Origin of the sequence: Brevundimonas sp., from assembly GCF_027484365.1 — a bacterium.
Classification (GTDB): Bacteria; Pseudomonadota; Alphaproteobacteria; order Caulobacterales; family Caulobacteraceae; genus Brevundimonas.
The window spans coordinates 65,742-87,977 of the sequence record NZ_JAIXTC010000026.1; the positions used below are offsets into that span (position 1 = coordinate 65,742).

The 22,236-nt window shown below is 67.9% G+C and carries 21 protein-coding genes and 1 tRNA gene; 12 read left to right on the plus strand and 10 right to left on the minus strand.

Translation table 11 applies throughout. The features are described from left to right. Positions 1–26: 26 nt before the first annotated feature. A complete protein-coding gene (locus Q0044_RS14270) occupies positions 27–143 on the plus strand; it encodes a hypothetical protein (protein WP_298163125.1) in 117 nt (38 codons plus the stop codon). A 3-nt stretch (positions 144–146) separates the two neighbouring features. Here the strand turns inward: Q0044_RS14270 and Q0044_RS14275 are convergent, their stop codons facing one another. The 3 genes from Q0044_RS14275 to folK all read right to left on the minus strand — a co-directional run bounded on the left by Q0044_RS14275 (position 147) and on the right by folK (position 3,445). Further along, positions 147–2,327 carry a RelA/SpoT family protein gene (locus tag Q0044_RS14275; protein WP_298163126.1) on the minus strand — a complete coding sequence of 727 codons (2,181 nt, stop codon included), beginning with the start codon at positions 2,325–2,327 and terminating at the stop codon, positions 147–149. A gap of 101 nt (positions 2,328–2,428) precedes the next feature. Continuing rightward, positions 2,429–2,788: a DNA-directed RNA polymerase subunit omega gene (gene rpoZ, locus Q0044_RS14280; RefSeq protein WP_298163127.1), complete on the minus strand. Its 360-nt coding sequence runs from the start codon at positions 2,786–2,788 to the stop codon at positions 2,429–2,431. 87 nt (positions 2,789–2,875) lie between these two features. Continuing rightward, the gene (gene folK / locus Q0044_RS14285) at positions 2,876–3,445 is read right to left on the minus strand and encodes a 2-amino-4-hydroxy-6-hydroxymethyldihydropteridine diphosphokinase (protein ID WP_524536185.1); all 570 of its coding nucleotides are present in this window, start codon (positions 3,443–3,445) and stop codon (positions 2,876–2,878) included. On the opposite strand from folK, the gene Q0044_RS14290 reads away from it, so the two are divergent. From Q0044_RS14290 to Q0044_RS14300, 3 genes are read left to right on the plus strand one after another with little or no spacing between them, the layout of a single operon-like run. Beyond that, entirely contained in the window at positions 3,444–4,025 is a 582-nt protein-coding gene (locus Q0044_RS14290) for a LabA-like NYN domain-containing protein (RefSeq protein WP_298163128.1), read from the plus strand. The genes folK and Q0044_RS14290 overlap by 2 nt on opposite strands. Continuing rightward, entirely contained in the window at positions 4,022–4,672 is a 651-nt protein-coding gene (locus Q0044_RS14295) for a uracil-DNA glycosylase (RefSeq protein ID WP_298163129.1), read from the plus strand. The genes Q0044_RS14290 and Q0044_RS14295 overlap by 4 nt, the downstream gene beginning before the upstream one ends. Continuing rightward, positions 4,665–5,117: a hypothetical protein gene (locus tag Q0044_RS14300; RefSeq protein WP_298163130.1), complete on the plus strand. Its 453-nt coding sequence runs from the start codon at positions 4,665–4,667 to the stop codon at positions 5,115–5,117. The genes Q0044_RS14295 and Q0044_RS14300 overlap by 8 nt, the downstream gene beginning before the upstream one ends. 2 nt (positions 5,118–5,119) lie before the next feature. Here the strand turns inward: Q0044_RS14300 and smpB are convergent, their stop codons facing one another. Together smpB and dapA are read right to left on the minus strand one after the other, a co-directional pair. After that, positions 5,120–5,623 (minus strand): SsrA-binding protein SmpB, encoded by a 504-nt coding sequence (gene smpB, locus Q0044_RS14305; protein ID WP_298163131.1) that lies wholly within the window; start codon positions 5,621–5,623, stop codon positions 5,120–5,122. Continuing rightward, positions 5,623–6,513: a 4-hydroxy-tetrahydrodipicolinate synthase gene (dapA, locus tag Q0044_RS14310; protein ID WP_298163132.1), complete on the minus strand. Its 891-nt coding sequence runs from the start codon at positions 6,511–6,513 to the stop codon at positions 5,623–5,625. The genes smpB and dapA overlap by 1 nt, the downstream gene beginning before the upstream one ends. Positions 6,514–6,625: 112 nt before the next feature. Between dapA and Q0044_RS14315 the strand changes: the two genes are divergently transcribed. Continuing rightward, positions 6,626–8,674, plus strand: a complete 2,049-nt coding sequence (locus Q0044_RS14315) for a lytic transglycosylase domain-containing protein (protein WP_298163133.1) — start codon at positions 6,626–6,628, stop codon at positions 8,672–8,674. Between the two features lie 3 nt (positions 8,675–8,677). On the opposite strand, the gene Q0044_RS14320 is transcribed toward Q0044_RS14315, so the two are convergent. After that, positions 8,678–9,322: a TetR/AcrR family transcriptional regulator gene (locus Q0044_RS14320; RefSeq protein ID WP_298163134.1), complete on the minus strand. Its 645-nt coding sequence runs from the start codon at positions 9,320–9,322 to the stop codon at positions 8,678–8,680. A gap of 274 nt (positions 9,323–9,596) precedes the next feature. Here Q0044_RS14320 and Q0044_RS14325 point away from each other — a divergent pair, with 274 nt between their 5' ends. The 3 genes from Q0044_RS14325 to Q0044_RS14335 all read left to right on the plus strand — a co-directional run bounded on the left by Q0044_RS14325 (position 9,597) and on the right by Q0044_RS14335 (position 12,697). Further along, positions 9,597–10,859, plus strand: a complete 1,263-nt coding sequence (locus Q0044_RS14325) for a glycosyltransferase family 2 protein (protein ID WP_298163135.1) — start codon at positions 9,597–9,599, stop codon at positions 10,857–10,859. Between the two features lie 141 nt (positions 10,860–11,000). Then, positions 11,001–11,900: an RsmD family RNA methyltransferase gene (locus tag Q0044_RS14330; protein ID WP_298163136.1), complete on the plus strand. Its 900-nt coding sequence runs from the start codon at positions 11,001–11,003 to the stop codon at positions 11,898–11,900. Beyond that, positions 11,897–12,697 (plus strand): TrmH family RNA methyltransferase, encoded by an 801-nt coding sequence (locus tag Q0044_RS14335; protein WP_298163137.1) that lies wholly within the window; start codon positions 11,897–11,899, stop codon positions 12,695–12,697. Before Q0044_RS14330 ends, Q0044_RS14335 begins: the two co-directional genes overlap by 4 nt. A gap of 6 nt (positions 12,698–12,703) precedes the next feature. Here the strand turns inward: Q0044_RS14335 and Q0044_RS14340 are convergent, their stop codons facing one another. Beyond that, on the minus strand, positions 12,704–14,005 hold the full coding sequence (locus Q0044_RS14340) for an MFS transporter (RefSeq protein WP_298163138.1): 1,302 nt from the start codon (positions 14,003–14,005) through the stop codon (positions 12,704–12,706). Positions 14,006–14,065: 60 nt separating this feature from the next. Further along, complete coding sequence (hrpB, locus tag Q0044_RS14345) at positions 14,066–16,495, minus strand: ATP-dependent helicase HrpB (RefSeq protein ID WP_298163139.1); 2,430 nt, start codon at positions 16,493–16,495, stop codon at positions 14,066–14,068. A gap of 200 nt (positions 16,496–16,695) precedes the next feature. On the opposite strand from hrpB, the gene Q0044_RS14350 reads away from it, so the two are divergent. Continuing rightward, positions 16,696–18,357 (plus strand): amino acid permease, encoded by a 1,662-nt coding sequence (locus tag Q0044_RS14350; RefSeq protein ID WP_298163140.1) that lies wholly within the window; start codon positions 16,696–16,698, stop codon positions 18,355–18,357. Between the two features lie 223 nt (positions 18,358–18,580). On the opposite strand, the gene Q0044_RS14355 is transcribed toward Q0044_RS14350, so the two are convergent. Beyond that, positions 18,581–18,665: transfer RNA gene (locus Q0044_RS14355), tRNA-Leu, on the minus strand. 137 nt (positions 18,666–18,802) lie between these two features. On the opposite strand from Q0044_RS14355, the gene Q0044_RS14360 reads away from it, so the two are divergent. The 3 genes from Q0044_RS14360 (at position 18,803) to Q0044_RS14370 (ending at position 21,200) form a co-directional block, all read left to right on the plus strand. Continuing rightward, the gene (locus Q0044_RS14360) at positions 18,803–19,369 is read left to right on the plus strand and encodes a manganese efflux pump MntP (protein ID WP_298163141.1); all 567 of its coding nucleotides are present in this window, start codon (positions 18,803–18,805) and stop codon (positions 19,367–19,369) included. Between the two features lie 72 nt (positions 19,370–19,441). Continuing rightward, positions 19,442–20,344, plus strand: a complete 903-nt coding sequence (locus Q0044_RS14365; protein ID WP_298163142.1) for a flagellar motor protein MotB — start codon at positions 19,442–19,444, stop codon at positions 20,342–20,344. A 121-nt stretch (positions 20,345–20,465) separates the two neighbouring features. Continuing rightward, positions 20,466–21,200, plus strand: coding sequence for an arginyltransferase (locus tag Q0044_RS14370; protein WP_298163143.1), 735 nt, complete (start codon positions 20,466–20,468; stop codon positions 21,198–21,200). A 28-nt stretch (positions 21,201–21,228) separates the two neighbouring features. On the opposite strand, the gene Q0044_RS14375 is transcribed toward Q0044_RS14370, so the two are convergent. Then, positions 21,229–22,236, minus strand: a complete 1,008-nt coding sequence (locus tag Q0044_RS14375) for a M48 family metallopeptidase (protein WP_298163144.1) — start codon at positions 22,234–22,236, stop codon at positions 21,229–21,231.

Consider the following 22,236-nt stretch of genomic DNA (forward strand, 5'->3'; position numbering starts at 1 on the left):
GGTGGCGCGCGTCGGGAGTACCGGCCATGGCCAAGGGTCAAGTGAAGTCCAACAAGGAAATCCGCAAACCCAAGGCTGATAAGCCCAAGCCGGCGGTGTCGGTCGGGACCTCGCCCTTCACCCAGCCGCCCGGCAAGAAATAGCCGTCAGCCGCGCGACCGCTCCACAGTATCCACGCTTGGATTGGCCCTCAGGGCGGCGATGATGCTCGTCGCGTGTTTGGCGTCGGCGACCTCGACGTCGAGGTCCATGTCGAAGAAGTCCGACTGCCGGTGGGCCATCCTGAGGTTCAGGATATTGCCCCCGGCCTCGCCGATCACCGTGGCCACCTGACCCAGGACGCCCGGCGCGTTCTGGATCGTGGCCCGCAGCCGGGCGACCCCGACCACGCCCTGCTCGGCCTGCGGTGTCCACTGCAGATCCTGCCAGACGCTGTCGTCGTCGGCGAAATCGGCCAGCTTCTGGCAGTCGATGACGTGGACCGTCAGCCCCTTCTCGGGCTCCAGGATGCCGACGATCCGGTCGCCGGGCACGGGCGTGCAACAGGCGCCGAAATGGATGCTGACGCCGGGGGTCAGGCCGCCGCCGCGCACGAACAGCCGCGCCTGGGCGTCGCCGATCTTCTTGCGGTCCGCGCCCGCCGTCAGCGTGCCCTTCAGCGCCGGGAACAGGGTCTCGACGACCTTGTTGGCCGTCAGGCGTCCGCGTCCGACGGCGTCGAACAGTTCGTCCTGGGTCCCTGTCGCCAGGGTCTCGACCGCCGCCTTCAGCGACACCTCCGCCAGCGACTTGCCGGCCCGGGTCAAGGCCTGTTCCAGCGTCGTCTTGCCCAGTTTCTGGAACTCGTCCCGCTCCGATGAGCGAATATGGCGACGGATCGCCGAGCGCGCCCGGCCGGTGACGGTCAGACTGCGCCAGTCGGCCGGCGCCTCGCGCTTCTTGCCGCGGATGATCTCGACCACATCGCCGTTCTGGAGCGCCGTGCGCATCGGCTTCAGTTCACCATTGATCTTCACCCCCACCGCCGTGTCTCCGACCTCGGTGTGAACCGCATAGGCGAAGTCCAGCGCCATGCCGCCGCGCGGCAGGGTGATCAGGGCGCCCTTGGGCGTAAAGACGAAGACCTGGTCCAGGTACATCTCGAGCTTGGCGTGCTCGACCCAGTCCTCGCCCCCCTCCCCGTGCTCGATGACCTGCACGAGGTGGCGCAGGTTCTGCAGCGGGTCGCGCCCGCCGCCTTTTTCCATCGCCTCGGGGTCGAAGCCGTAGGAGTGGTTCTTGTAGGCCCAGTGCGCCGCCACCCCGTCCTCGGCGACCCGGTCCATCGCCTCGGTGCGGATCTGCATCTCGATACGCAGACCGCCCGGCCCGACCACCGTGGTGTGCAGGGAGCGATAGTTGTTCGACTTGGGCGTGGAGATGAAGTCCTTGAAACGCTCCGGCACCATCGGCCAGGCCCGATGGATGACGCCCAGCGCCCGGTAACAGTCGTCCTCGAACTCCACGAGCACGCGGAAGCCGTAGATGTCCGACAGGGACGAGAAGCCGACCGACTTGCGCTGCAGCTTTCTCCAGATCGAATAGGGCGTCTTCTGGCGGCCATAGACCCGGGCGGTTATCCCCGCCTCGCTCAACACCTGCTGGATCTCGGCGGCGACCCCTTCGGTCGCATGGCCGTGTTCAAGCTTCAGCGCCTCCAGCCGCCGCTCGATGGCGGTCCGGGCCGTGGGGTTCAGATGCTCGAACGCCAGCTCTTCCAGCTCGGAGGCGATCGAGTGGATGCCGATCGACCGGCCCAGGGGCGCATAGACTTCCAGCGTCTCCCTGGAGATCCGCTCGCGCTTCTCCGGCTTGACGTATTTCAGCGTCCGCATGTTGTGCAGACGGTCCGCCAGCTTGACCAGCAGGACCCGGACGTCACGGCTGATGGCCAGGATGAATTTGCGCAGGTTCTCGGCCTGGCGTGTGTGCTCGGCCTGCAGCTCCAGCCGGCTCAGCTTGGTCACCCCCTCGACCAGGACGGCCACCTCCTCGCCGAACATGGCGGCGATGTCGTCACGCGTCGCAGAGGTGTCCTCGACCACGTCGTGCAGAAGGGCGGTCACGATAGTGGCGGTGTCGAGCTTGTAGTCGGTCAGGATGCCCGCGACCTGGATCGGGTGGGCGAAATAGGGGTCGCCCGAGGCCCGCAGCTGCGAGCCGTGCATCTTCATCGCATAGACATAGGCCCGGTTCAGCAGGGCCTCGTCGGCGGTCGGGTCATAGGCCTTCACGGCCTCGATCAGCTCGAACTGGCGCAGGACCGGAATGCGTTTCGCCGCCGGCATCACGGCCGACGGCGAAACGATATCATTGGCAGTCGGGGTCGGCGGCGGGGTCGTACCGGACCGCGCCGGGAGAATGGTGATACCGTTGGCGGGTTCGGCCGTCAGTACCGCTCCTCCTGGCCGCCGTCCCGGTCGCTCTGCAGCGCGCGGATCAGTTCGGCCTCGGCCATGTTCATGTGCTGCGGCTCGGCCAGCAGACCGACGATTTCCGCCTCGTCCTCAGCTTCGGTGCGCTCGTCGACGCGCTGCAGGGCGACCACGACGGTCTCCAGCAGTTCGGCGGGAACGACGGTGTCTTCCGCGATCTCGCGCAGGGCGACGACCGGGTTCTTGTCGTTGTCGCGATCGAGCGTCAGGGCGGCGCCGTTGGCGATCGCGCGGGCGCGGTTACCGGCCAGCAGGACCAGGCCGAACCGGTTCGGCACCTTCTCGATGCAGTCTTCGACAGTGACGCGAGCCATGAGAATCCTTCGGGGTCGGCGGGAGAACCGCGCCAAATACAGGTATGGGCCGGTTTGTGCAACGCTACAGGGGCGGTTTTGGGGCGATCAGGTCACCGCCCGCGCGTCAATCCCCACTGTCGTCCGTCCAGCGAGCGCCGCGGAGGTCTCACCCAGCACGGGATGCCGCCACCCCGGCGCGATCTCCGCCAGCGGCCCCATGACGAACAGACGGTCGGCCGCGCGCGGATGCGGCAGGATCAGCCCCTCGCAATCCACCTGCTCCCGGCCATAGGCGATCAGGTCGAGGTCCAGCGTCCGCGGCGCGTTGACCGCGCCGCGCCGGCGTCCGAACGCCGCCTCGATCCGGCCCAGCGCCGCCATCAGGGCGTGTGGATCATGGGCGGTCCGCACGAGGACGACGCCGTTCAGGAAGGGCGGATCGTTCGGGTCGGGCCAGGCCTGCGACGCCCACCAGCTGGACCGCGCCACGACGTCGATGCCTTCGGACCGGAACCGGGCCAGGGCCGCCTCCAGCGCCTCCCGGCACGACGCCCACACCCCCTTGTCATTGCAGCCCAGGGCGACGATGACGGCCGTGTCCAGATCCAGGTCGTCGTCGATATTGACGCTGACCGCCTCAGGGGCTGGGACCATTTCCGGGGACGCGATTTCCATGAGACTCTATCCGACCGACCGCCTGGCGCTGTTTATCGACGGGGCCAATCTGTATTCGGCGACCAAGGCCCTGAACGCGGACATCGACTTCAGGAAGATGGTCGATGTGTTCCGGGAGAAAGCCGTCCTGGTTCGCGCGCATTATTACACGGCGGTGACCGAGGGCGAAGAGTTCTCTCCGATCCGCCCCCTGATCGACTGGCTGGGCTACAACGGCTTCGCGATGGTGACCAAGCCGGTGAAGCGGTTCACCGACGCCCAGGGCCACACCCGAACCAAGGGAAACATGGACATCGAGATCGCCGTGGACATGCTGGAGCTGGCCCCGCGTATCGACCACGCCATCCTCTTCTCCGGCGACGGCGACTTCCGCAGGCTGGTCCAGGCGGTGCAGGCGAAGGGCGTCCGCGTCACCGTCGTCTCGACCCTGAAAAGCCAGCCGCCGATGATCGCCGATGAACTGCGGCGCCAGGCCGACGACTTCGTCGATCTGGCCGACCTGCTGCAGGACTACGGCCGCCCACGCACGCCCGCGACCACGCCCTCGGTGCGCACCTTCGACCGGGACGACCGCGCATGACCCCCGAACCGTCCCGCGACTGCCCGCTCTGCCCCCGCCTGGTCGCCTACCGTCAGGAGAACCGGCATCAGAATCCGGACTGGTGGAACGGCCCCGCCCCGTCGTTCGGCGATCCCGACGCCCGCCTGCTGGTCGCCGGTCTCGCTCCCGGCCGGACCGGCGCGAACCGGACCGGCCGCCCTTTCACCGGCGATGGCGCGGGGGTGATCCTGTACGAGACCCTGCTCAGGACCGGCTTTGCCACCGGCACCTATGACGCCCGGCCGGACGACGGGCTTGAGCTCGTCGATTGCATGATCACCAACGCCGTCCGCTGCGCCCCGCCGCTGAACAAGCCCCTGCCCGTCGAGGAGAAGACCTGCCGCCCCTTCCTGATCGACCGTCTGGCCGCCCTGCCCCGGCTCAAGGTCATCGTCACCCTGGGCGATGTGTCGAGGAAGAGCGTGCTGAAGGCGCTCGGCGCGCCCGCCTCGGCCATGGCCGCAGGACACGGCGTTCAGGCCAGGGTCGGTCCCTACACCCTGATCAACAGCTACCACTGCTCCCGGCTCAACACGAACACGGGCCGCCTGACGCCGGAGATGTTCGAGGAGATTTTCCAGCGTGCGAAGACGCTAGTTGAGGAAAAACGGGCTGACGATGACTAACCCTCTGACGACAACCGACGAGATCGAGACGATGGGGTTTGCGAAAGTCGGCGACTGGAGCCTCTGTCAGTCGAGAAGCGACAAAGGGGGCGTAGACTGCAAGAGGCGGTCGCCAGCGGACCCTCAGCCTTGCGTCTACTTGGTCGTCAGCGAGACAGCGGGTGCCGCAGAGGTGCTGTATGTCGGTATGGGCAGCAATGGATGGTGGCGTCGTATTCGGATGCATCTCGGAAACTGGGACCGGCCATTCCACACCATCATTGCTGAAAGACTAGGGGCTGGCGCAAGGGTTTCGACCTACTGGAAGACCAGCGACTGGCTGACGATTCATGACAGGCGGACCAGCCTTTGTGGCGCAGAAGAAATGGCTCTTATCGCCCGGTTCCAGCCCCTGCTTAATGCTTCCAAGGACAAGAAGCGCACTGCGGAGTGGCAAAAGGCCTGATCTTAACCCTTGTCCCGCATGAGACGCGCCTTGTCCCGCGCCCAGTCGCGATCGGCCGAGGCCTCGCGCTTGTCGTGCAGCTTCTTGCCCTTGGCCAGGGCGATCTCGAGCTTCGCCTTGCCGTCGTCGTTCAGATAGAGCTTGAGCGGGATGATAGTCTGGCCGTCCTTCTGGACCGCCCCGATCAGCCGATCGATCTGCTTTCTGTGCAGCAGCAGTTTCCGCGGCCGACGCGGCTCGTGATTGAACCGGTTGGCCTGGGCATAGGGCGGGATGTCGGCGTTGATCAGCACGATCTCGCGCCCCTCCACCGCCGCATAGCTCTCGGCGATATTGGCCCGTCCCATGCGCAGGGCCTTGATCTCGGTCCCCAGCAGCATGATCCCGGCCTCGAGATTGTCCTCGAGGAAATAGTCGAACCGCGCGCGGCGGTTCTCGGCGATCAGCTTGGCCTTGGTGATCGGCGCCTTGGCGGTCGCCGCAGCCTTTTCCCGGGTCGTGGCCATCAGAGACCCGCCGCCGCCATCGCCGCATCGATGGCGGGCTTGACCGCATCGTTCGTCGGGACCAGCGGCAGCCGCATCTCCTCGCTGCAGAGCCCCAGCTTCGCCAGGGCGTATTTGGCGGGCGCGGGAGAGGCGTCCAGGAACAGGGCCTTGTGCAGGCCGATCAACCGGTCCTGCCACGAACGGGCCGTCGCGAAGTCGCCGGCGGCGACCGCGTTGTAGAGGGCCACCATCGCCTCCGGGGCCACATTGGCCGTCACAGAGATCAGGCCGACGCCGCCGTGCGCCATATAGCCGGGGAAGCTGTGGTCATCGCCGGAGATCAGATCGAACTGGGTGTCCGACGACACGAGATGGGCGTGCATCCAGCTGGCCCGGCCCAGGTCGCCTGTGGCGTCCTTGATGGCGACGATGTTCGGGTGTTTCGCCAGCCGGGCGACGCTCTCGTTCGACAGATCGACGCCGGTCCGGGCGGGAACGTTGTAGAGGATCAGCGGCAGTTGCACCGCCTCGGCCACAGCTTCGAAATGGGCGATCAGCCCCGCCTGGGACGGTCGGTTGTAATAGGGGGTGACGACCAGGGCGCCGTCGGCGCCGCAGGCCTTGCCGTGGGCGGCAAGATCGATCGACTCATAGGTCGCGGGCGAACCGGCCCCGGCGATGACCCTGGTCCGGCCGGCCGCGACGCGGACGCAAAGCGCGGTCACCCGCTTATGCTCTTCGATGGTGAGGCCGCCGCCTTCACCGGTCGTGCCCACGGCGACGATACCGTGGACGCCTGCGGCGATCTGGCGCTCGACCAGACGTTCGAGCGCGGCTTCGTCCACGTTTCCGTCACGAAGTGGTGTGATCAGGGCGGTGATCACACCCTTGAACAAGGGGGCGGTCATTGAAACAAGTCTACCTTGCGTGGGGATGGCGACGGGCGCCTGAAACGAGACGCAAGAGGGTAGGTTGCCGGGCTCAAACCCGCAACCGGGATGAATGGGGATCGGACACATCATGCTCGCGACCAGCCTCGCGGCCGTACTGGCCGTTCTCGCGCCGATTCCCCAGACCGCCGACCTGAACCGCCAGCCGACGCCCTATGTGGCGGGCCCGAGCGGCTATCAGGCCCGGATTCTCGGCGACGCCGACACTGCGGCCTTCCGTGAGGGTCTGGCCGCCGCCCGCGCCCGCGACATCGCTGGAACCCAGGCCGCAATGTCCCGCATCGGCGACCCGACGGCCCGGAAGCTGGTCGAATGGGCTCTGGTCGATACGGCCGCTTCCCAGCTGTCCTACACGGAACTGTCCAACGACGTTCAGTCGATGCGGGCCTGGCCCCGCGCCGAGTCTCGCATCGCCGCCGCAGAACAGGCTCTGGAGCGCGCCGGCATGGACGCCGATGCGACCCTGGCCTTCTTCGGCTCCTCCCGCCCGACCACGGTTCAGGGCGCGATGGCCCTCGCCGACGCCCTGGATCAACGCGGCCGATCCGGCGAGGCCCGCCTTCTGATCCAGGAGTGGTGGCAGACCCAGTCCTTCGACCAGGCGACCCAGAGCCGAATTCTGGCCCGTTGGGGCTCCGCCCTGACCCAAAGCGACCACGACGCCCGCATCAACATGCTGCTCAGCGGCCCGCACGGCCCGGCGACGCGCGCCATGCTCAATCTGGTCTCGCCGGAGCGCCGCGCCACCGCCCAGGCGGCCATGACCCTGCGCAGCGCATATTCCCCTGACAGCGTCGTCGCCAACCTGTCGCCGTCGCAGGCGATGGACCCGTCGGTGGTGCTGGAACGCGTCCGCATCCTGCGCGCCGCCAACCGCCAGTCCGAGGGCTTCGCCCTCCTCTCCGCCCTGCCTGCCGCGCCCCTGCACGCCGACGGCCAGACCGCCCTGTGGAACGAGCGCCGCAACTATTTCCTCGACGCCCTGGAGCGCCGCGAATGGCGCGCAGCCTATGACGCCATGGCCGGTCACGGCTTCCCGGCAGGCGAACGCAAGGTCGATGCCGAATTCTTCGCCGGCTGGGTCGCCCTGACCAAGCTCGGCGATCCCGCCCGCGCCGCCGGTCATTTCGAGACCCTGCGTCAGTCGTCCTCGACCCCGATCACCCAGGGACGCGCCCTCTACTGGCTGGGCCGCGCGGCCGAGGCCCAGGGGGACCAGGCCCGCGCTCAAGGTTTCTACCAGGGCGGCGCGCGTCACATCCAGACCTTCTACGGCCAGCTCGCGGCAGAGAAGGCCGGGATCACCACCCTGACCCTGCCCGGCGAGCCGGTCCCGACCCCGAACGACGTCAGCGCCTTCGAGGCCAACGAGGTCGTCCGCGCTGCGCGCATCCTCGGCGAGACCGGCGAGATGAGCCTGTATCGCGTCTTCGCCTACCACCTCGACGACACCCTGCCGGGCATCAACGATCTGGCGCTGCTGATGGACATGACGCGCGGCTATGGCGACGGCTTCGCAGCCATGATGGTCGGTCGCGCCGCCAGCCAGCGCGGTTTCCTTCTGCCCGAGCGCCAGTACCCGATCCGCATTCCGCCGGAAATCGCCGGCGCCGCCCCCCTGCCCTTCACCCTGGCAATCACGCGTCAGGAATCCAGCTTCGACCCCCGCGCCCGCTCCGGCGCCGATGCGCGCGGCATGATGCAGTTCCTGCCCTCCACGGCCTCGGGCGTCGCGCGTCGTCTGGGGATGAGCTACTCGGCCGAGCGGCTGTGGGATCCGGACTACAACATGACCCTGGGCAGCTATCATCTCGGCGAGTTGATGAGCCAGTTCCGCGGCTCCATGCTGCTGACCACCGTCGGCTACAACGCCGGCCCGGCGCGGGGTCCCCAGTGGGTGGCACGCTGCGGGGATCCGCGCGGCGGCGTCGCGGGCGGCGGCATCGATCCCGTCGACTTCATCGAGTGCGCGCCGTTCACGGAGACGCGCAACTATATGATGCGGGTGATGGAGAACATGGCGGTCTACAAGGCGCGCCTGAACGGCGGCTCGGCCCCGCTCACGACCTCGGCAGACATCGCGCTCGGCGCCGGAGGCCCCCAGCCCTATCAGCCCTGAGGGTCAGGGCTTGAACAGCCCCGCGAACAGGGCGTCGAGCATGGTTCGGGTCAGCAGGTTGCGATCGACCCAGTCGAAATAGGGTTTGGTGATCATCAGCGAGACGACGCCGTGCGCTCCGGCCCACAGCGCCTGGGCCGTGGCGCGGGCGTCACCTCGAAGATGGCCCGCCGCGCCCGCCTCCTCGACGAGGGCTTCGAACCCCCGGAACAGGTCGCCGCCCAGCATCTGGGCCGCGCTCTGCGCACCGTCCCGCGCCTCGATCGGGCGGGTCAGATAGGTCAGGCGATAGGCGTTGGGGTTCTCGAAGCCGAAATCGACATAGGCCTCCATCAATCTGCGCAGGATGACGTCCGGCGACCCGCCCTCGGCGGCGACCGCCACGTTCGCCGCCTGAAGCCGTGAGAAGGCCAGCCGGCAGATCTCGTGCAGGATCTCGCTCTTTTCGGAAAAATGCATGTAGAGCGCCGTCGATGACAGGCCGACCTCGTCCGCGATCCGGCGGATCGTCGCGCCCTCGTATCCGACCTCCACAAAGATGCGCTCTGCGGCGGCGAGAATCTCGGCACGGCGGGCGTAGCCCTCGCCCTTCGGCTTGCGGGTCGAGCGGGATCGAGCTGTTGAGGACATCACGGTTTCAGCCGACACGCTGATCTCCCTGAAGGAGGACCGACGCGCCAACGGGGCCCGCCTCGCCCCTGCATAGCCCCATTGCCGTGACGGCGCCAACGCCTTGCCCCAAGCACAACCTTGGGATAGTTCGTTAACCATGACGCGCATCGGAAGTGGCATACATGCTTCGACGAGCGGGTATCCCTATCATGCGGATATGCGGTCGTTAGGCCTTGGTCAGTGGATCGTTGTCGCGACGGTCGGCGGCGGTCTTGGATGGGGATTTGTCGCGAACGCCCCCGCCACCGGCATGGTTCTGATTCTGCTGGCGCAGATCACATTCCTCTCGGCAGCCGCCTGGCGTGTCCTGCTGATCCTCGTCAGCCTCCGCCTCGACCCCGACCCGGAACCGGCGCGCCGCCTCCCACGGTACACCATCCTCGCCGCGCTGCTCGACGAGGCCGAGATCCTGCCACAGCTCATCGATCGCCTTGACGCGATCGACTACCCCCGCAACCGGCTCGAAGGCTTCCTGCTTCTGGAGGCGCACGATCATCCCACCCTCGAGGCGGCCGCTGAATGCGCCATCCCCGCCTGGCTCAAGGTGCTCATCGTTCCGCCGGGCGGCCCGAGAACGAAACCGGCCGCCCTCAACGCAGGCCTCGCGGTCGCCTCCGGCGCCCTTCTCACCGTCTATGACGCCGAGGACGATCCCGACCCGCTCCAGTTGCGCGAGGCCGCCGCCCGGTTCGCCGCCGATCCCGCCGCGCGCCTCGCCACACTCCAGGCGCCGCTGCGGATACGCCCTCCGGCCGGCTCGGGCAGCGGCTTTCTCGATCGACAGTTCGCTGTTGAATACGCTGCCCTGTTCGAGGTCACCCTGCCCGCCATGGCGCGGCTCGGACTGCCGTTTCCGCTGGGCGGCACCAGCAATCATTTCCGCGTCGAGGCCCTGCGAGCGGTCGGCGGGTGGGATGCCCACAATGTCACGGAGGACGCGGACCTGGGCTTCCGCCTCTGGCGCAAGGGCTATCGTCTCGGCGCCCTGCGGTGCCCCACCTACGAAACGCCGCCCGGCCACATGATCGACTGGCTCCCCCAGCGGACGCGCTGGCTCAAGGGCTTCATGCAGACCTGGGGCGTCCACTCCCGCTCGCTGGCCGGGTTGGGGTGGCACGGCGTCCTTTCACTGACAATGACCCTGGGGATGTCGCTGCTGGCCGCCCTCGCCCACGCGCCCTCCCTGGCCTGGCTCATCGCCACCATCGCCATTGCAATAGTGGCAGGCCTGCCGCCGGAAGCGCCACGGTTCGCCTTGGCGGTTCTGGTCGTCGGTCTGGCGGCCGCCTGGCTCAACGGCAAGATCGGCGCGCGACGGGCGGGCGTGCCCTACACCGCCGCCGACATGATCGTCGCTCCGGCCTACTGGTCGCTGCTGACCCTCGCGTTCGGCCACGCCGTCTGGCGACTGGTCGCCGAACCGTTCGCCTGGGACAAGACGCGCCATCGGCGCGATCCAGCCGTCGAGATCGCGGCGATGGCGGAGGTCGACGCAGGACGCGAGGCCGCCTGACGGCCGGACCTTGATCAGCTCAGGAGGGATCGCGTCGCGAGTCCGCTGATGCCGTGAATCGGGATCCAGACTTACTCTGGAGCCTGATCCGACCCGAAAACCGCTTACACTTTTCCAGATCAGGCTCTAGAGGCCTTGCCGATGCCGCCCGTCCTGTCACCTGCGCCCGAAACCCTCGTCACCCGGGGCTGGTCAGACTACGCCCTGCTCGACAGCGGCGACGGCCGGAAACTGGAACGCTACGGCCGGCACACGGTCGTCCGCCCGGAACCCCAGTGTTTCTGGAAGCCCCGCGACCCCGCCGCCTTCGACCGCGCCAACGCGGTCTTCGACCCCCAGCAGGAGGAAGAGGACGCCGGCCGCTGGCGTTTCGACGCCCACGGCCCGATCGATGCTTTCCCGCTGAGCTGGCGCGACGTGCGTTTCACCGGTCGCTTCACGCCGTTCCGCCACCTCGCCTTCTTCCCGGAGCAGGCCGCCAACTGGGACTGGCTGGACGCCCGGATCCGCACCCTCCAGCGCCCGCGCATCCTCAACCTGTTCGGCTACACCGGCGTCGCCTCCCTCGCGGCGGCATCAGCAGGCGCCGAGGTCACCCATGTCGACGCCTCCAAGAAGTCCGTCGCCTGGGCCCGCGAGAACGCCGAACTCTCGGGCCTGTCCGACAGGCCCATCCGCTGGATCGTGGATGACGCCCGGAAATACGTCGCCCGCGAGGTCCGTCGCGGTGCGAAATATCACGGCATCATTCTCGATCCGCCAAAGTACGGACGCGGCCCGACCGGCGAGGTCTGGCGCCTGTTCGAGGACATGCCGGGCCTGCTCGCCGACTGCGCCGCCCTTCTGGCCGACGACGCCGACTTCCTGCTGCTGAACGCCTACGCCGCCCGCATCTCGGGCCTGTCGCTGGCGCACCAGATGAAAGAGGCCACAGGCGGGCGCGGCGGCCGGATCGACTGGGGCGAACTGGCCCTGTCCGAGGACGGTCCAGACCCCCGCGCCATCGGTCTCAGCTTCTTCGCCCGGTGGTCCGCATCATGAGCGAAGACCGCCTCATCACCTCCCTGACCAACGATACGGTCAAGGCCGTCCGCGCCCTGCACATGCGCAAGGAGCGCGAAGCCACCGGCCTGTTCCTGGCCGAGGGTCTGAAATTCATCGGCGAGGCCCTGGACCAGGGCCGCGCGCCGCAGACCCTGCTCGTCGGTATGGAGGCGCGTCCGCACCCTCTGCTGGATCGCGCCAGGGCCGAGACCCTCAGGGCCGGCGGCGAGATCGTCGTCGTCACCCACCCGATCCTTGAGAAGATCAGCCGTCGCGAGAACCCCCAGACCGTCCTGGGCGTCTTCGACCAGGCCTATACGCCCCTGACCGCCCTGAAGCCGGAGACCGCGCCCTGCTGGGTCGCCCTGGAACAGGTCCGCGATCCCGGCAATCTCGGCACCATCATCCGCACCGCGGACGCGGCCGGCTGCGGCGGCGTCATCCTGATCGGCGACTGTGTCGATCCCTTCTCGGTCGAGGCAGTCCGCGCCACCATGGGCTCGGTCTTCGCCGTCGCCATCACCCGGACGAGCCCGACCGACTTCCTGGCCTGGCGCGAGACCTGGCCCGGCAGTGTCGTCGGCACACGTCTGGACGCCACCGTCGACTATCGTTCGGCCGCCTACGCCAGGCCCAGTCTGATCCTCATGGGCAATGAGCAGGCCGGCCTGACCGATGCGCTGGCAGACGCCTGCGATGTCAACGTCAAGATCCCGATGCGCGGCCGGGCCGACAGCCTGAACCTCGCCATCGCCACCGGCGTGATGGTCTATGCATTGACGGACGACGTCTGACGGCCGTCAGTTCGCGCCCTCGCCTTCCTCGTTTTTCAGCCGGGTCATGGCCCACAGCGCCAGGGTCGTCAGCACCGCCGCCCCGGTCAGGTACAGGCCGACAGCGCCGAGCCCATAGGTCTTGCCCAGCCTGGTCGCCACATAGGGCGCCAAAGACGCGCCGAGGATGCCCGCCACGTTGAACGCCATCGACGCCCCCGTATAGCGCACCGCCGCCGGGAAGGGCCGCGCCATGGCCGCGCTCAATGGACCATAGGTGCAACCCATCAGGGCGAAGCCGAGCGCGAAATAGATCAGCAACCCGGTCAGGCCCGCGCCGAACAGCGGGCCGATCAGAAAGCCGAACAGACCGATGCCGATCGACGCCATCATCAGGATCCGTAGCTGTCCCCACTTGTCCGCCGCCAGGGCCGCGACCGGGATCATGGCCCCGAAGAACAGCACGCCCACGAGCTGGATCGGCAGGATGTCGGCCCGCGCCAGCCCCAGCTCCGTCGTCGCCCAGGACAGGCCCCAGACCGTCAGCAGATAGAAGATGACGAAGGTCGTCATCCCGCCGACGGCGCCCAGCAGAAGCGCACCCTTGTAACGGGCAAACAGGGTCACGACCGGCGCCCGAACCCGCTCGGCCCTGTCCACGACCTTCTGGAACTCCGGCGTCTCGTGGATCCTCAACCGCACCCACAGGCCGACGAACACCAGCACCGCGCTGGCCACGAAGGGAATCCGCCAGCCCCAGGCCAGGAAGTCCGCCTCGGCCATGAAGGTCGTCAGCAGGATGAAGGATCCGGTCGACAGGACGAAACCGATCGGAGCCCCCATTTGCGGGAACATGCCGAACCAGGCCTTGCGTCCCGGCGGCGCGTTCTCGGTCGCCAGAAGCACCGCCCCGCCCCATTCGCCGCCCAGTCCGAACCCCTGCCCGAAGCGGCACACAGCCAGCAGCAACGGCGCGATCACCCCGGCCTGGGCATGGGTCGGCAACAGGCCGATGGCGATGGTGGACAGCCCCATGGTCATCAGGGCCGCGACAAGGGTCGCCTTGCGTCCCACCCGGTCGCCGAAATGGCCGAACACGACCGCCCCGACCGGCCGCGCGAAGAAGGCGATGGCGAAGGTCACGAACGAACTCAACTGGGCCGCCGCCGGGTCCGTGCCCGGAAAGAACAGCGCCGGGAACACCAGCACAGCCGCTGTGGCGTAGATGTAGAAGTCAAAAAACTCGATCGTCGTGCCGATCAGGCTGGCGAACAGGACGCGGCGCGTCGAGGCCGGGCTGGGCGCGATCAGCAGTGCAGGTTCGGTCAACGGTATTCCCCCGGGTCGTTGACCATCGTTGCGTCGGACACCCTGCGCCGGTCAAGCGGTTCAGGTCCCTCTGGGCTTCACCCTGTTGGTCGGCGGCGCCTCCGCGGGGTTCTCGGGCCACGGATGCCTCGGATAGCGACCTCGCATATCCGAGCGCACATCCTTCCATGACCCGCGCCAGAACCCCGGCAGGTCCTTTGTCATCTGGATCGGCCGCCGCGCCGGCGACAGCAGGGCCAGGGTCAGCGGGACACGCCCGGCCCCCACTGCAGGATGGGTCGTCACCCCGAACAACTCCTGAACCCGGATATCCACGCGCGGCCCGCCCTCGGCGCCGTAGTCGATGCCCGACGACCCCAGCGGCGTCGTCAACCGGGCCGGCGCCAGCTCGTCCATCTGCCGCCGCCGGTCCCAGGGCACCAACGCTTCCAGCCCCTGGACCAGCGCCTCATCCCTGATCTGCGCCAGGTCCTCCACACCCTCCAGCAGGGGCCACAGCCAGTCTTGGCGTCGCGTCATCAGGGCCGCATCGGATACGTCCGGCCAGTCGGCATCCAGCCCATGGAGGAAGGCCAGCCGCGCCCGCAGGGCGCTCGACCGTTCGCCCCATCTCAAACTCGACAACCCATCCGCCTCGACCTCGACCCGGAGCGCCCCTGTGATCGCGGCCCGATCCGGCGTCCCGATGATCTTCTCGTCGAAGACGATGGCCCCGACACGCCGGATCCGCCGCATCACCCTCCGTCCTGACGGCTCGCGCACCAGCCGGTCCTCGCTCGTCAGCCGCGCCTCCAGCGACGACGGGTCCAGCGGCGCCGCCAGCCGGATGCGGTCCCTCACTTCCCCGCCCCCGAGATCGCCGACCGCCAGCCAGATCTCCCGGGCAAGACCGTCCGTCGCATCGAGAAACGCCCCGCGCCCGGACGCCAGCAAAACCTCGCCCGGCTTGCCCCGGGTCCTGGCCACCCGCTCGGGGAAGGCCTCGGCCAGCAGGTCGCCAGGCTCGATCTCGGCACCGCCGGTCCGCCCGCCTGCCGCCCTGGCCCAGCGCTCGACCAGCCGGCGCGCATCCTGCGCCCGCGCCGACCGGTCCCGATCGAATCCGCGCAGCCGGTCTCTCAGATCGACCTCGTTTCCGCCCAGACCCGGCTCGCTCAACACCGCCGCGATCCGCGCGCCCAGCGCCGCATCGCCCCGATCCGCCGCTACGGTGACCAGATGCGCCAGCCTCGGCGCCAGGGGCATTCGCGTCAGCCGCCGCCCGTGATCGGTGAGCGCGCCCGCCTCATCCAGCGCCCCCAACCGCGTCAGCACCGCCCGCGCCTCCGCCAGCGCCCCGGCCGGCGGCGCGTCGAGCAGAGCCAGTCCCTCCGTCGTCCGCGCGCCCCAGCGCGCCAGATCCAGCGCCAGTCCGGTCAGGTCGGCCTCGAGAATCTCCGGCCTCTGATGCGGAACCAGACCCCGCGTCGCCTCCTCGTCCCACAGCCGGTAGCAGACCCCCGGCTCGGTCCGCCCCGCCCGGCCGCGCCGCTGCTCCGCCGAAGAGCGGCTGACCCGCACCGTGGCCAGCCGCGTCAGCCCACTCGACGGTTCGAACCGGGGGACGCGCGACAGGCCGCAATCGACGACCACCCGGACGCCCTGGATGGTCAGGCTGGTCTCGGCCACAGAGGTCGCCAGCACGATCTTTCGTCGCCCGGGCGGAGACGGTTCGATGGCGCGGTCCTGGGTCTCCTTGTCGAGCGCGCCGTACAGGGCGACGACATCCACCGACGGATCGCGCAACCGCTCGCCGATCCTCTGCGACGTCCGATGGATCTCCCCCTGCCCGGGCAGAAAGGCGAGGATCGACCCCGTCTGGTCGCCCAGGGCCGTCAGACAGGCCCGCGCCGTGGCATCCTCGATCCGTTCCACCGGATTGCGGCCGAGGTAGAGCGTCTCCACCGGAAACGCCCGCCCCTGCGCCTCGATCACCGGCGCGCCCTCCAGAAGCTTCGATACGCCCGCGATATCGAGCGTCGCCGACATGACCACCAGCCTGAGGTCGTCCCTCAGCACCGACTGACTGTCCCGCGCCAGCGCCAGGCCCAGGTCGGAATCGAGGCTCCGCTCATGGAACTCGTCGAAAAGCACCGCCCCGACGCCCTCCAGACCCGGATCGTCCAGGATCATCCGCGTGAACACCCCCTCGGTGATCACCTCGATCCGGGTCTGCGGTCCGATCCGGCTCTGCAAACGGGTGCGATAGCCGACGGTGTCCCCGGCCTTCTCACCCAGGGTCTGCGCCATCCGCTCCGCCGCCGCCCGCGCCGCCAGCCGACGGGGCTCCAGCAACAGAATCTTCCGGCCGCCCAGCCAGTCCGCGTCCAGCAAGGCCAGCGGCACGACCGTGGTCTTGCCGGCGCCCGGAGGGGCGGCGAGGACGACCGCCGGATTCGCGGCGATGGCGACCTTCAGCTCTTCCAGTACGGCGTGAATGGGCAGGATCATCCCGGCTGCACTAGCGCGACGCTGCCCGGCGACCAAGGAATGTGCGTCCGGATCGCCACGTGCGGGGTCACGAAAACGTTGCAGCCCCTTCACTGATCGGAAACCGCGTTGCGCCTGCGATAATCCGTCGCTAGCGTCCCGCGCTGGAAGGCGACCCCGGGGAGGGTTCGCCGCGTTTTTGTATCGAGGGGGCGCGACGTATGTCCGCAGATGGCCTTAGGCCCAAGGGGAACCGCTTGTTCCTCAAGAAATCCGTAGCTCAGATCCAGAAGGAAGCGGCGAAGAGCGAGCTGAAACGCACGCTCGGTCCGTGGAATCTGATGAGCCTGGGCATCGGCGCCATCATCGGCGCGGGCATCTTCGTCCTGACCGGTCAGGTGGCTGCGGCCAACGCCGGTCCGGCGATCATGCTGTCCTTCGTGGTTGCGGGCATCGCCTGCGGCCTGGCCGGCCTGTGCTACGCCGAACTGGCCTCGACCATGCCGGTCTCCGGCTCGGCCTACACCTATGCCTACGGCACCCTGGGCGAGGTCTTCGCCTGGATCATGGGCTGGCTGCTGGTTCTGGAATACGGCGTCGCGGCCTCGACCGTGGCGGTCGGCTGGTCCGGCTACGTCGTCTCGATCCTCAAGGACTTCGGACTATCGGAAATGCTGTTCCCGATGATCCAGTATGCCGGGGGTGAAGGGCCTTCGTTCGCCACGCCGCTCGTCCAGGCCGTGGTCTCGGAAACCGGCAGCACCTTCCCGCTGACGGGCACGTTCAACCTGGTCGCCGCCATCGGCATCGCCGCCGTCTGTGGACTTCTGGTTCTGGGCGTTTCGGAGTCGGCCAAGATCAACAACATCATCGTGATGATCAAGATCGTCGTGCTGTTGACCTTCATCGCCGTCGGTATCGGCTATATCAACCCGGCCAACTGGGTGCCCTTCATCCCGGAGAACACCTCGGGCAACTTCGGCGAGTACGGCGCGAGCGGCATTCTTCGGGGTGCCTCGATCATCTTCTTCGCCTATGTCGGGTTCGAAGCCGTTTCGACGGCTGCGGCCGAGGCCAAGAACCCGTCCAAGGACGTGCCGGTCGGCATCCTGGGCGCCCTGTTCGTCTGCACCCTCATCTATATGGCCGTCGCGGCCGTCATGACCGGCGTGGTGCCCTACCTCGAGCTGGCCAGCCCGGCCCCCGTCGCTGTCGCCATCGATCGCATGGGTCTGGAATGGGCCAATGTGCCGCTGGCGTCCGCCGCAGGCGGGCAGCTGAACCTGATCAGCTTCCTGATCAAGATCGGCGCCATCACCGGCCTGACCTCGGTCATGCTGGTGCTGTGCTACGGCCAGACGCGGATCTTCTACACCATGGCGCGCGACGGCCTGCTGCCGAAGGTCTTCTCCGTCATCCATCCGAAGTTCCGCACCCCCTGGATCGGCACCATCCTGCTGGGCATCCTGATCGCGATTGCGGCGTCCTTCCTGCCCATCTCCATCCTGGGCGACCTGGTGTCGCTGGGCACGGCCGTGGCCTTCTCGATCGTCTGTCTGAGCGTGATCTTCCTGCGCATCAAACACCCCGATATGGAGCGTCCGTTCAAGGTTCCGGGCGGCGTCTGGACGGCGAGCGCCGGCATCCTCGCCTGTCTGTCGCTGGCCGCCTTCAACTTCTGGCCGATGATCGAACATGCGATGAACGGCAATACGCTGCCGCTCACCATCCTGGGGATCTACGCCGTAGTCGGCGCTGTCATCTATGCCATCTACGGCTTCTGGAACTCGAAGCTCGCCAAGGGCATCGACATCACCGAGGACAGCGGTCTCGAAACCGCCGCCGAGGCCATGGGCCGGGGCGTCGACAATACCAAGGACTGATCCCGCCTCATCGCGGAATCGAGAAAGGCCCGGGAGCGATCCCGGGCCTTTTGTCTTTGTGGACCGGCGCTCAGGCAGCGAGCCGCCGCGCGGCGAGCGATAGCGCCCTTAAAGATCCGCGCTCAAGCAGCGCGCGACCGGGTCGCGCGCGTTAGCGCCCTTTAAGACCCGCGCTCAAGCAGCGAGGCTCCGCGAGCCGAGCGATAGCGCTCTACAAGAATCTTGGTGCGGATGAGAGGACTCGAACCTCCACATCTCTCGATGCCAGAACCTAAATCTGGTGCGTCTACCAGTTTCGCCACATCCGCGTGGCGGCGGGTTTAGGACCTGACGGCGCCTGCGACAACCGTCATGTCAGTTCAGTCTGGGCTAACTGATCCGCCATCCCCTAGGACGGCCCCCGCCCGAACCGGCCGGGCACAGCGACTGTCCGGCGAGATCGATCATGACGCCCGGAGCCATCGCCGTCCTGTCTCTCAGCATGTCCACGGACGCCTTCGCCGCCGCCGTGGGACGCGGAGCCGCCCACCGTCCATCCTGGCGCTCGGCGGTCAGGGCCGGGGCCGTCTTCGGCGTGATCGAGGCCATAACCCCCCTGATCGGCTGGGGCCTGGGTCTGCTCGCTGCGGGCTTCGTTCAGGAGGTCGACCACTGGATCGCCTTCGTCCTTCTGGCCGTCGTCGGCGGCAAGATGATCTGGGAGGCGGCCAGGCCCGCCCACCCCGACGCCGCCCCGTCCCGCTCCGGCGCCTGGGCCCTGATCGCCACCGCCGTGGGAACCAGCATCGACGCGGCGGCCGTCGGGGTCGGGCTGGCCTTTCTGGGCGCCAACATCTGGATCATCGCCCTCAGCGTCGGCCTGACGACCTTCGCCCTGACCACGCTCGGCATGCTGATCGGTCGCGCGGTCGGGTCTCGGTTCGGCAAGATCGCGGAATTCGTCGGCGGCCTCGCCCTGATCGCCCTCGGCGCCACCATCCTGCTCGAACACCTCGGGTTTCTGGCTGTCTGAGCGCCGGCTGAAAGGTCGCATTAACCTCGATCGTCGAGGGTTGGACTCAGTTTTCGCAGCTCCCCCGGGTCGATGAACGCCGCCGAACGTCCGATCATCATCAAGAAGGTCAAGAAGGTGGTCGGCGGCGGCCACCATGGCGGCGCGTGGAAGGTGGCCTACGCCGACTTCGTGACCGCGATGATGGCCTTCTTCCTGCTGATGTGGCTGATCAACACGACCGATCCGGAGCAGAAGCGCGGCATCGCCGAATATTTCGCGCCCGCCAGCGTCAGCCAGACCACGTCCGGATCCGGCGGCATCCTCGGCGGCACCTCGCTCGGCGAGGACGGCTCCAAGAGTTCCGGCTCGATGTCGGTCCTGGAGCAGCAGGCCCCGGAGGCGCCGCTCGATGCGCCCGAGGAGGCCGGGACCAACTCAAACCTCGCCGCCGCATCCGAAGAGGAACTGCGCGAGGAGATCGCCGCCCGCGAGGCCGCAGAATTCCGGTCCGCCGCCGAATCCCTGCGCCAGGCCATGCAGCGCATGCCCGAACTGGCCGAGCTGTCGAAACAGCTGATCATCGACCAGACGCCCGAAGGTCTGCGCATCCAGCTGGTCGACCAGGAAGGTCGCTCGATGTTCGAACAGAACTCGGCCCGCCCCAACGCCCGCGCCCAGGTCCTGTTACGGGCCATCGCCGGGGTGGTGAACCAGCTGCCGAACCGCATCTCCATCTCCGGACACACCTCCGCGGTCGCAGGCTCGGGCCGGGCCTCGGTCGCCAGCGACTGGCCACTGTCGGCCGGCCGCGCCGACGCCTCGCGCGCCATCCTCCAGGCCGCTGGCGTCGACGCCGACCGCGTCTATTCGGTCGCGGGAAAGGCGGGCTCCGATCCTCTGTACCCGGACGATCCCTCTCTGGCCGGTAACCGCCGTATCGCCATCGTGCTGCTGCGCGAGGCGCCGGTCCTGCCCTCGGACACCAGCCTGTGAGACCCGCGCCGTTCGGTTACGGCGCGAACGGACTTGCGGCCCGGGCCGGATTGACGCCAGATCGTCCGATGGCAACGGCCCGGACATACCCCGGACGAAAATCGGATGCGGACGCACTGACGTGACGCAGCACGTACCGACACGCCAGCTTCGCTTCTTCATGACGGCAGTCGCGCCCTGCCCCTACCTGCCGGGCATGACCGAGCGGAAGGTGTTCGCCAACCTGCCCTTCTCCGACGGCGCCCACGTCAATGACGAACTGACCCACGCCGGATTCCGCCGCAGCCAGAACATCGCCTATCGCCCGGCCTGTGAAGGCTGCGACGCCTGCGTCTCGGTGCGCCTGCCGGCGCCGGAGTTCGTCTTCTCGCGCGGCCAGAGGAAGGTTCTGGCCCGCAACGACGACCTGTCGCGCGATCTGGTCGAGGCCGAGGCGACCCAGGAGCAGTTTGCCCTGCTCAAGCGCTACCTCGCCCACCGCCATCCCGGCGGCGGCATGACCGACATGACCTGGCCCGACTATATCGCCATGGTCGAGGACACGGCGGTCCGGACCCATCTGATCGAATACCGCCTTCCGACCACCGACGAGGGCCCCGGCGATCTGGTGGCGGTGACCCTGGCCGATCTGCTGAGCGACGGCCTGTCCATGGTCTACAGCTTCTACGACCCGGAGATGGTCAGGCGATCGCTCGGTGTCTTCGCCATCCTTGACCACGTCCGTCAGGCCCAGGCCGTGCGCCTGCCCTTCGTCTACCTCGGCTACTGGGTCGAGGGTTCGGCCAAAATGGACTACAAGTCCCGGTTCCGGCCGATGGAGGTCCTCAAACCCCTCGGCTGGACGCGCATCGACTGAGTTTCTCCCTCTCCCGGTGGGAGAGGGGTCAGGAAACCGGAACCGCCGTCCCCGCCGGAGCCTCGATCACGTCCCACGCCCCGGGATCGCGTCCGCCGCCGAATTTCACCAGGGCCGCGATCCGCTTGTCGATCGACGGATGGGTGGCGAACAGGGCGTCGGTGAAACCTTCCCGCTCATTGTCCAGAAACATGCCCTGGACATCGTCGGGCGCCTGCAACTTCGACCGCCCCGACACCTTCCGCAGGGCCGAGATCATCGAGTCCGGGTTCTTGGTCAGTTCGACCGCGCCTGCGTCCGCCACATACTCCCGCGTCCGCGACAGCATCAGCCGGATGACGACGGCGAACAGATAGCCGACCGCCGCGACCGCGAACCCGATCAGGATCAGCGGCCCGGCGTTCTTGTTGTCCTTGCCCCCGCGCATATACATCAGCCCCCGGAACACCAGCTGGCAGATGACGCTGATGATCCCCGCGAAGATCGAGGCAATCACCATGGTCCGCACGTCCTTGTTGATGACGTGGGTCAGTTCGTGGGCGAGCACCGCCTCCATCTCGTCGCGGGTCAGGGCGGCCATCAGCCCCCGGGTCACGGTCACGCTGTAGTGGCCCTCGCGAATGCCCGAGGCGAAGGCGTTCAGACTGTCCGACTCAATGATCCGCAGCGCCGGCGTCCGCAGGCCCCGCGAGATCGCCAGATTCTCCAGCAGATTATAGAGCTCGGGCTCGTCCGACCGCTCGACCTTCCGTGCACCGGTCATGACGTCGATCATCGCCTGGTTGCCGAACCAGGCGATGGCGAACCAGATCAAGGCGACCACGACCGCCAGCGGGATCGTTCCCGCCAGCATGCCCACGGCATAGTTTATGTCGTCGCCCAGCGCCCCGCCCGAATTGGGCAGGAAGCCGAACCCCATCAGCACCAGTTCCAGCCCGAACAGCACCACGACCAGCATGACGGGAAACCCGATCAGCAGCAGGGTCGACCGGGTGTTGTTCGCCCAGATGTGGGTCTGGAGACCGACAGCGGCCAT